Below are 8,464 nucleotides of genomic sequence, written 5' to 3'. Positions count from 1 at the left end.
GCAAGCAGGATGCGGCCTTTTTCCATTGCGGTCCTCTAGTCCCTCTTTACGCAAATCACTCGCTGACGATGCCGACCGGTGCCGTCTCGATCTTGAAGGCGGCCGAGATCAGCGCCCGAGTATAGTCGGTTTGCGGATTTTCAAAAATCTGCTGGGAAGGGCCGGCTTCGACGATCCTGCCATTGCGCATGACGATGACGTCGTTGGCGAGCGCCCGGATGACTTTCAAATCATGGCTGATGAAGAGATAGGCGAGATCGTGCTTGGCCTGCAGGCTGCGCAGCAGGTCGACAACCTGCGCCTGCACGCTCATGTCGAGTGCCGATGTCGGCTCGTCCAGCATGACGAAGCGCGGGTTGAGCACCATGGCGCGTGCGATGGCAACGCGCTGGCGCTGGCCGCCGGAAAACTCGTGCGGGTAGCGGTTGCGGGTCGCCGGATCGAGCCCAACCTCCTTCAGCACGGCGGCCACCTTGTCGTCGCGCTCGTCGGGCGACAGCTTCGGCTCGTGGATCTTGAGGCCTTCCTCGATGATCTCGGCGATCGACATGCGCGGGCTGAGCGAGCCGAACGGATCCTGGAAGACGATCTGCAATTCGCGCCTGAGCGGCCGCATTGCATTGAAGGACAGCTGGTTGATGTCGCGACCGTTGAACTGGATCATGCCGGTCGACGAGATCATGCGCGCCAGCGCCAAGCCGAGCGTCGTCTTGCCGGAGCCGGATTCGCCGACCACGCCGAGCGTCTGGCCGGCGCGCACGGTGACATCGATGCCGTCCACTGCCTTCACATTGTCGACGGTGCGGCGGAAGAAGCCCTGCTTGATCGGGAACCAGACCTTTATGTCCTTGCCGGTCATGACCGGCTTGGCGTCGGCATTGGCGGCCGGCGGCTTGCCCTTCGGCTCGGCCGCCAGCAGATGCCTTGTGTAGGCATGCTGCGGATTGGCGAAAATCTCCTTGGTCGGGCCGGTCTCGACGATCTTGCCCTTGGTCATCACGCAGACGCGGTCGGCAATCTTGCGCACGATGCCGAGATCATGGGTGATGAACAGCATCGACATGCCCTTGCGGCTCTTCAAGCCGGCCAGCAGTTCGAGGATCTGCGCCTGAACGGTGACGTCGAGCGCCGTCGTCGGCTCGTCGGCGATCAGAAGTTCGGGCTCGTTGGCCAGCGCCATGGCGATCATCACGCGCTGGCGCTGGCCCCCGGACAACTGGTGTGGATAGGCATCGAGGCGCTTGTGCGGATCGCGGATGCCAACCTCGTTGAGCAGGGCCAGCGTGCGCTCCTTGGCGGGGCGGTCGGCCATGCCTTGGTGCAGCTTCAGGATCTCGACGATTTGATGCTCGATCGTGTGCAGCGGATTGAGCGAGGTCATCGGCTCCTGGAAGATCATGGTGATCTTGTTGCCGCGCACCTGCCGCAACTGCTTCTCGCCCATCGCCAGCAGGTCGTTGCCCTGGAACACGATCTTTCCCGAGGGGTGGCTGGCGCTTGGATAGGGCAAAAGCTTCAGCACCGAAAGCGCCGAGACCGATTTGCCGGAGCCGGATTCGCCGACCAGCGCCACCGTCTCGCCCTTGGCGATGTCGAACGAGATGTGGTCGACAGCCGTCGACTGGCCGCCGCCCTGGCTGAAGGCGACGCTGAGGTCCTGTACGCTGAGCAAGGGGGCTTCGCTCATCTGAACGTCTTGCGCGGATCGAAGGCGTCGCGCGTCGCCTCGCCGACGAAGACCAGCAGGGACAGCATCAGCGAGATGACGACGAAGCCGGAAATGCCGAGCCACGGCGCATTGAGGTTGCGCTGCGCCTGCTTGAGCAATTCGCCGAGCGAGGCGGAGCCGGGCGGCAGGCCAAAGCCGAGATAGTCGAGCGAGGTCAGCGTCGAGATCGAGCCCGAGAGCAGGAAGGGCATGAAGGTCAGTGTCGCCACCATGGCGTTGGGCAACAGGTGCCGGAACATGATGGTGCGGTTGGGCACGCCGAGCGCCCGGGCCGCGTTGACATATTCGAAATTGCGGGCGCGCAGGAACTCGGCCCGCACCACGCCGACCAGCGCCACCCAGGAAAACAGCAGCATCAGGCCGAGCAGGATGAAGAAGCCCGGCGGCAGGATGGCGGCGACGATGAGCAGGAGATAGAGCACCGGGATGGCGGACCAGATCTCGATGAAACGCTGGAACAAGAGATCCGTCCAGCCGCCGAAATAGCCTTGCACGGCGCCGGCCGCGACGCCGATCAAGGCGGAGCCGGCGGTCAGGATCAGGCCGAACAGCACCGAAATGCGGAAGCCGTAGATGACGCGCGCCAGCACGTCGCGCGCCTGGTCGTCGGTGCCGAGCCAATTCCAGTTGCCGACGATGCAGGCGGGGTCGGCAGCACCCTGCGGATACTGATTGCAGCGTGTCTTGGCGTCATACTGCCACGACGGCTTGGCCGGTGCTGCTTCGGGAATAGCGTTGTTGACCGTCTGATAGGAGTAGCGCACCGGCGGCCAGATCATCCAGCCATTGGCGTTGATCTCGTCCTGGATGACCGGATCGCGATAGTCGGTGACGGCATAGAAGCCGCCGAATTTTTCCTCGGGGTAGGCGACCAACACCGGAAACAGGATTTCGCCCTTGTAGGAAGCGATGATCGGCTTGTCGTTGGCGATGAACTCGGAAAACAGCGACAGCACGAACAGGACGAGGAAGATCCACAGCGACCAGTAGCCGCGGCGGTTGGCTTTGAAGTTCTGCAGGCGGCGCTTGTTGAGCGGCGACAGAAACGGCCGCTTGATCCGCGCGGGTGCCGCGTCGACGGGGACTGTAGCCTCCGACATCAGACGTCTCTCCGCTCGAAATCGATGCGCGGATCGACCCAGGTGTAGAGCAGGTCGGACAAGAGCCCGACGAACAGCCCGAGCAGCGAGAAGATGTAGAGATTGGCGAACACCACCGGATAGTCGCGCTCGACCACCGACCGGAAGCCGAGCAGACCGAGGCCATCGAGGGAGAAGATGTTCTCGATCAGCAGCGAGCCGGTGAAGAAGGCCGAGATGAAGGCGCCGGGAAAACCGGCGATGACGATCAGCATGGCGTTGCGGAAGACGTGGCCGTAGAGCACCTGCCGTTCCGACAGACCCTTGGCCCGCGCCGTCACCACATACTGTTTGCGGATTTCTTCGAGGAACGAGTTCTTGGTCAGCAGCGTCGTGGTGGCGAAGGCCGACAGCACCAGCGCGGTCAGCGGCAATGTCATGTGCCAGAAATAGTCGACGATCTTTCCCCACCACGACAATTGATCCCAATTGTCCGAGGTGAGGCCGCGCAACGGAAACCAGTCCCAGAAAGACCCGCCGGCAAACAGCACCATCAGCATGATGCCGAACAGGAAGCCCGGAATGGCATAGCCGACAATGACGACGCCGCTGGTCCAGACGTCGAAGGGAGTGCCGTCCTTGACCGCCTTGCGGATGCCGAGCGGGATCGAGATCAAATAGGACAACAGCGTGATCCACAGCCCGATCGAGATCGACACCGGCATTTTTTCCAGGATCAGGTCGAGCACCGAAATGTCGCGGAAATAGCTGTCGCCGAAATCGAAGCGGGCATAGTTCCACAGCATCATGCCGAAGCGCTCGAGCGGCGGCTTGTCGAAGCCGAACTGCTTTTCCAGCTTCTTGATGAATTCCGGATCGAGCCCCTGCGCACCGCGATATTTCGAGCTGACGTCACCGGCGGCATCGAAATTGCCGCCGGCACCCGCGTCGCCGCCACCACCGCCGAGGCGGTCGCTGCCGCCCTGATTGGTCAGCCGGGCGATGACCTGTTCGACCGGACCGCCGGGGGCGAACTGGATGACGGCGAAGGATATCGCCATGATGCCGAACAGCGTCGGGATCATCAAAAGGATGCGGCGCAGGATATAGGCGCCCATCAGGCCTTCTGCCCTCGTTGAGCGAACATCTCAGCCTTTGCCAATTCTTGCCGCCTTGCCCTTATCGAACCACCACAGCGTCTCGACCGGAAAGCCGAAATCAGGCTTCTGTTCGACAAAGCCGAACATGTCCCAATAGGCGACGCGGTGATTCGCCAGATAGTATGTTGGAATCCAGTCCAGCCGCGCGCGCAAGACCCGGTCGAGCGCTCTGAGCGCCGTGACGAGTTCTATACGGTCTTTCGCCTTGGCTGCTGCCGCGATCAGGGCGTCGATGGCCTTGCTTTCGGTGCCGGGATAGTTGCGCTGCCCCGGGATTTTCGCCATGCGGGAATCATAGAGCATCTGCAGGCTGTCGTCAGTCGGCGTCGCCCCGATCGACCAATGCAGCAAGGCAAGATCGAAGTCGTAATTGCTGTGCCGCTGCTCATACTGCGCCGAATCGATTTGCCGGATCGATGCGTCGATCCCGATCGCCTTCATATTCTCCGACCACGGGGTGTAGATACGAACGATGCCATCGTCCTCCGCCAGCATTTCGACCCGCAGCCGCTCACCCTTGTCATTGACGACGAAACTGCCGTCGCGCTTCCAGCCGGCTTGCGCAAGCAATCTCGAAGCCTCGCCCAGCAGCTTGCGGTCATGGCCCGAACCGTCGGACAGGGGCTGTGTTACCGCTTCACCGAAAACCTCTGGCGGCAACTCGGCCCGGAATGGCTCCAGCAGGGCCAATTCGTCAGGCGAGGGCAGGCCTTCGGCCTTGTAATCCGATCGTTCGAAGTTCGATTGAGAACGCTCGTAGGAGCCGTAAAACAAGGCCCGCTTCATCCATTCGAAATCGAAACATCTGGCGATCGCCCGCCGCACCCGCTCATCGCGGAATTGCGGACGACGCTGGTTCAGCGCGACGCTCTGCATGTCTGGCGTCTTCTCGCCGGGAAATTCCCGTTTGAGGACCTTGCCGTCCTTCAGCGCCGGAAAGTCGTATCCGGTCGCCCATACCCGTGAGGTGAATTCCTCGCGAAAATGCGTGTCGCCTTTCTTGAAGGCCTCGAATGCCGCCTGCCGGTCAAGATAGAAGTCGATGCGGATGCGGTCGAAATTGTAGAGGCCGCGGTTCACCGGGAGATCGCGGCCCCAATAATCGGCGACGCGGTCATATTCGACCGTCTGTCCGGCCGCCACGCGTCCAATCTTGTAGGGTCCCGAGCCAAGCGGCGGCGTCATGGTCGAAGCATCGAAATCATTGGCCGTGTAAAAGGCCTTGGAGACGATCGGCATCCCCACGATCGCAAGGACGTTTTGCGCCGACTGCTTGCCGTTGAGGGTGAGATCGACGGTGGTGGGATCGACCGCAACCACGTCGGTCATGTACCGCAACGCCTGGGAAAGGTTCGGATGGCCCTTGTCCTTATAGAGCTTCAGCGCAAAGACAACGTCTTGCGCGGTCAGCGGCGAGCCGTCGTGGAAACGCGCTTGCGGTCGCAGCACGAAGCGGAAACCGTTGCGGTCTGGCGACAGGGCAACGGTTTCGGCAAGCAGGCCATAGACTGCATCCGGCTCATCGAGCGCGCTTGTCATCAGCGAATCGAAACAGAGTTCGGCGCGCGGCGGCGCCTCACCCTTCAACACCAGGAAATTCAACGTGTTGAAGGTCAGGAAGCTCTGATTGAGGGTTGCGTTCGGCGGCGCGAAATTCATCTGGCCGCCCTTGGGCGCGTCCGGATTGACGTAGTCGAAATGCGCGAAATCGGGCTTGTACTTGAGGTCGCCGAAGGCGGACAGGCCATGCAGCTTGATGCCGGTCGCAATGTCGGCGAAGGCCCGGCCCGGCAACAGGGCAGCGGCTGCCGCGGCACTGCCCAGGGCGAGAAAGTCGCGGCGAGGCAGGGCCGCCATCAATTGCCGCCCTTGTATTTGGCCGCCAGCGCCTTCTCCTTGTCCGGGTCGATCCACCAGGAATCGATGTCGGGACCCAAGTAAGTCGGCTGTTTTTCCGGGATGCCGAATTTGTTCCAGTAGGCCAGCCAGGTTACGGATCGGGTGAATTGCGGGACGCAATAGAAATTCCACAACAGAACCCGGTCGAGCGCATGAGTGGCGGCGAGCAGGTCGTCGCGATCCGTCGCGAAGATAACGCGTTCAACCAGTGCGTCGACCACTGGGTCCTTGATCCCCGCGTAATTTCGTGAGCCCGGTGTATCGGCTGCCTTCGAACTCCAGTACTCGCGTTGTTCATTGCCCGGCGAGTCCGACTGCGGCAGCCGAGAGGTTATGACGTCGTAGTCGAAATTGTTGACGCGAGCGATGTACTGGCTGGTATCGACTATCCTGAACGAAGCCGAGATGCCGATCTTTCCCAGCATATTTACAAATGGATTGACCGTTTGTTCGGCGCCCTGGTCGAAGCCCAGAATCTCGACGGTAAAAGGCTCCCCGCTTTTCTCATTGGTCATACGGCCATTCTGGATTTTCCAACCCGCCGCCGCAAACAGATCGATCGCTTCGCGCAGGTACGACCGCTCGGCCTTCGGGCTATCGAAGACCGGAAGCTTGAACTCCTGGGTAAACAGTTCTGGCGGGAGCTTGCCCTTGTATTGATTGAGGATCTCCAATTCTTTGCCCCGCGGCAGTCCGCTCGAAGCAAGTTCGCTGCCCATGAAATAGCTGTTGGAGCGGGTGTTGAGGCCGAAGGATTGGGTGCGGTTCAAGGTTTCGAAGTCGAAGGCGTAACCGAGCGCCTCGCGCACGCGCCGATCCTGGAACTTTGTCCGTCGCGTGTTCAGCATGAAACCTTGCATCGAGGCGAGTGATGTCGCCTTGAACTCCCGCTTGATGACATCGCCGGCTTTGAGAGCCGGAAAATTGTAGCGCGTCATCCATAATCGCGCACTGTTTTCAGCCTGGATGTCCTCATATCCGCCTTTGGTGAAGGCTTGCCACGCGGCGTTGTCATCGAGAATGTAGGTGTAGCGTCTGGTGTCGTAGTTGTTGCGCCCGACATTGATGGCCAGATCGGCGGCCCAGAAGTCCGGAACGCGTCGCCAGACGACTTCCGAACCAGGTTTGAAGCTCTCGATCTTGTAGGGTCCAGAGCCGAGCGGGATTTCAAGGCTTGGCTGGGTGATGTCGCGCTTCTTGCCGTTGGCATCGGTGCCTTCCCACCAGTGCTTCGGCAGCACCACCACATCCGCCATGATCAGCGGTAACTCGCGATTGCCCTTCTGATCAAAACGGAACTCGACTTCCCGATCTGAAACGGCGACCGCCTCGGTGACGTTGGCGAAATAGCGGTTGAACTGCGGACTTTCCTTTTTGAGAAAGTTGAATGACCAAATCACGTCATCCACGGTGATCGGTTGGCCATCATGCCATCTGGCACGCGGGTCGAGCCGATAAGTTGCGGATGAAAAATCGGCTGGGTACTTGTAGGCGTCTGCTATCTCGGGATGGTTGACGCTGCCCTCGTCAAGGGATTTCGCCATCAGCGACTGGTAGAGGAGCCCACCCTGATAGTTCAATCCTGCGGCAGGGGTGCCGCGTGCGATGAAAGGATTGAAGCTGTCGAAGGTGCCGAGTTCCACCGAATTCAGCGTGCCGCCCTTGGGCGCGTTCGGATTGACGTAGTCGTAGTGCTGGAAATTGGCGCCGTATTTGGACTCGCCGATCAGCGATGAGGTGGTGCGCCATTCGTCGGCGCGGGCAGCCTGCAATCCCGCCGCCAGAAGGGCTGCCGCCAGCAACGACTTGAGAAGCGTTCGGCCAACCGTCATGCACTATCCTCTTCGCGATGCCCGTTCATGGGCAATCTAGATGATTTGGCGCTCGTGAAAACCGTCATGCGCGGCTTTGTCGCCGCCTATGCGGTTTTCCCAATAAAAAAGCCGGGCTGAACCCGGCTTTTTCAAGGTCGTTGAGATGATATCGAAATTATTGGGCAGGCGCCGGTGCCGGTGCGGCCGGAGCCGGGGCGGCGGGAGCGGCCGGCGCGGCACCCTCAGCCGGCTTTGCCGGAGCGGCTGCATCGGCAGGCTTGGCGCCTGCATCGGCGGCAGCCCCTGGTGCCGGCAGCGGCTTGGGATTGTCGGACAGCGTGCGCAGATAGGCGATGACGTTGGCGCGGTCCTCGTCCTTGGGCAGGCCGGCGAAGCCCATGGCGGTGCCCTTCACGAATTTCTTCGGCGAGGTGATGAAGTGGTTGATGTTGTCGTAGGTCCACTTCTCGGTGCCGCCCTTGGAGAATTCCTTCATGCCGGCCGAATAGGCAAAGCCTTCATGCTCGGCGACCGGGCGGTCGACGAGGTCCCACAGGTCCGGGCCGACCTTGTTGGGGCCGCCCTTTTCGCCGGAATGGCAGGCCTGGCACTTCTTGAAGACGGCGGCACCCTGCTCGACATTGGCGGTCGCCAGCAGATCGGCGATCGGCTTGGCCGCGGCGGCGGGCGCGGCCGGACCGCCTTCGGCGGGCTCGGCGGCCTCGATGGCGAAACCAGGCTTTTCCGGCGCCGGCGACGCAAACAGCGCATCGGACACAATGC

At 61.3% G+C, this 8,464-nt stretch carries 6 protein-coding genes; all 6 read right to left on the bottom strand.

Going from position 1 to position 8,464, the window contains the following annotated elements; all coding sequences use genetic code 11:
- Positions 1-55: 55 nt before the first annotated feature.
- Positions 56-1,687, bottom strand: a complete 1,632-nt coding sequence (locus tag EN932_RS22030) for an ABC transporter ATP-binding protein (protein WP_013527943.1) — start codon at positions 1,685-1,687, stop codon at positions 56-58.
- Complete coding sequence (locus EN932_RS22025; protein WP_027161790.1) at positions 1,684-2,829, bottom strand: ABC transporter permease; 1,146 nt, start codon at positions 2,827-2,829, stop codon at positions 1,684-1,686. The genes EN932_RS22030 and EN932_RS22025 overlap by 4 nt, the downstream gene beginning before the upstream one ends.
- Positions 2,829-3,926: a microcin C ABC transporter permease YejB gene (locus EN932_RS22020; protein ID WP_013527941.1), complete on the bottom strand. Its 1,098-nt coding sequence runs from the start codon at positions 3,924-3,926 to the stop codon at positions 2,829-2,831. Before EN932_RS22020 ends, EN932_RS22025 begins: the two co-directional genes overlap by 1 nt.
- A gap of 30 nt (positions 3,927-3,956) precedes the next feature.
- On the bottom strand, positions 3,957-5,825 hold the full coding sequence (locus tag EN932_RS22015) for an extracellular solute-binding protein (protein ID WP_127385031.1): 1,869 nt from the start codon (positions 5,823-5,825) through the stop codon (positions 3,957-3,959).
- Positions 5,825-7,699 (bottom strand): extracellular solute-binding protein, encoded by a 1,875-nt coding sequence (locus EN932_RS22010; RefSeq protein ID WP_063169976.1) that lies wholly within the window; start codon positions 7,697-7,699, stop codon positions 5,825-5,827. The genes EN932_RS22015 and EN932_RS22010 overlap by 1 nt, the downstream gene beginning before the upstream one ends.
- Before the next feature lie 157 nt (positions 7,700-7,856).
- Positions 7,857-8,464 (bottom strand): cytochrome c family protein (locus EN932_RS22005; protein ID WP_164890565.1); only part of this gene is annotated, 608 nt, incomplete at its 5' end.

It is taken from the genome of Mesorhizobium sp. M7A.F.Ca.US.002.01.1.1 (assembly GCF_004022955.1).
Classification (GTDB): domain Bacteria; phylum Pseudomonadota; class Alphaproteobacteria; order Rhizobiales; family Rhizobiaceae; genus Mesorhizobium; species Mesorhizobium ciceri.
Note: the sequence above shows the minus strand (reverse complement) of the source record. Positions and strands in the feature narration are given on the sequence as shown.

Bases quoted from the DNA above. Each gene is read 5' to 3' on its own strand.
- EN932_RS22030 (WP_013527943.1), bottom strand. From the start codon at position 1,687: ATGAGCGAAGCCCCCTTGCTCAGCGTACAGGACCTCAGCGTCGCCTTC.
- EN932_RS22025 (WP_027161790.1), bottom strand. From the start codon at position 2,829: ATGTCGGAGGCTACAGTCCCCGTCGACGCGGCACCCGCGCGGATCAAG.
- EN932_RS22020 (WP_013527941.1), bottom strand. From the start codon at position 3,926: ATGGGCGCCTATATCCTGCGCCGCATCCTTTTGATGATCCCGACGCTG.
- EN932_RS22015 (WP_127385031.1), bottom strand. From the start codon at position 5,825: ATGGCGGCCCTGCCTCGCCGCGACTTTCTCGCCCTGGGCAGTGCCGCG.
- EN932_RS22010 (WP_063169976.1), bottom strand. From the start codon at position 7,699: ATGACGGTTGGCCGAACGCTTCTCAAGTCGTTGCTGGCGGCAGCCCTT.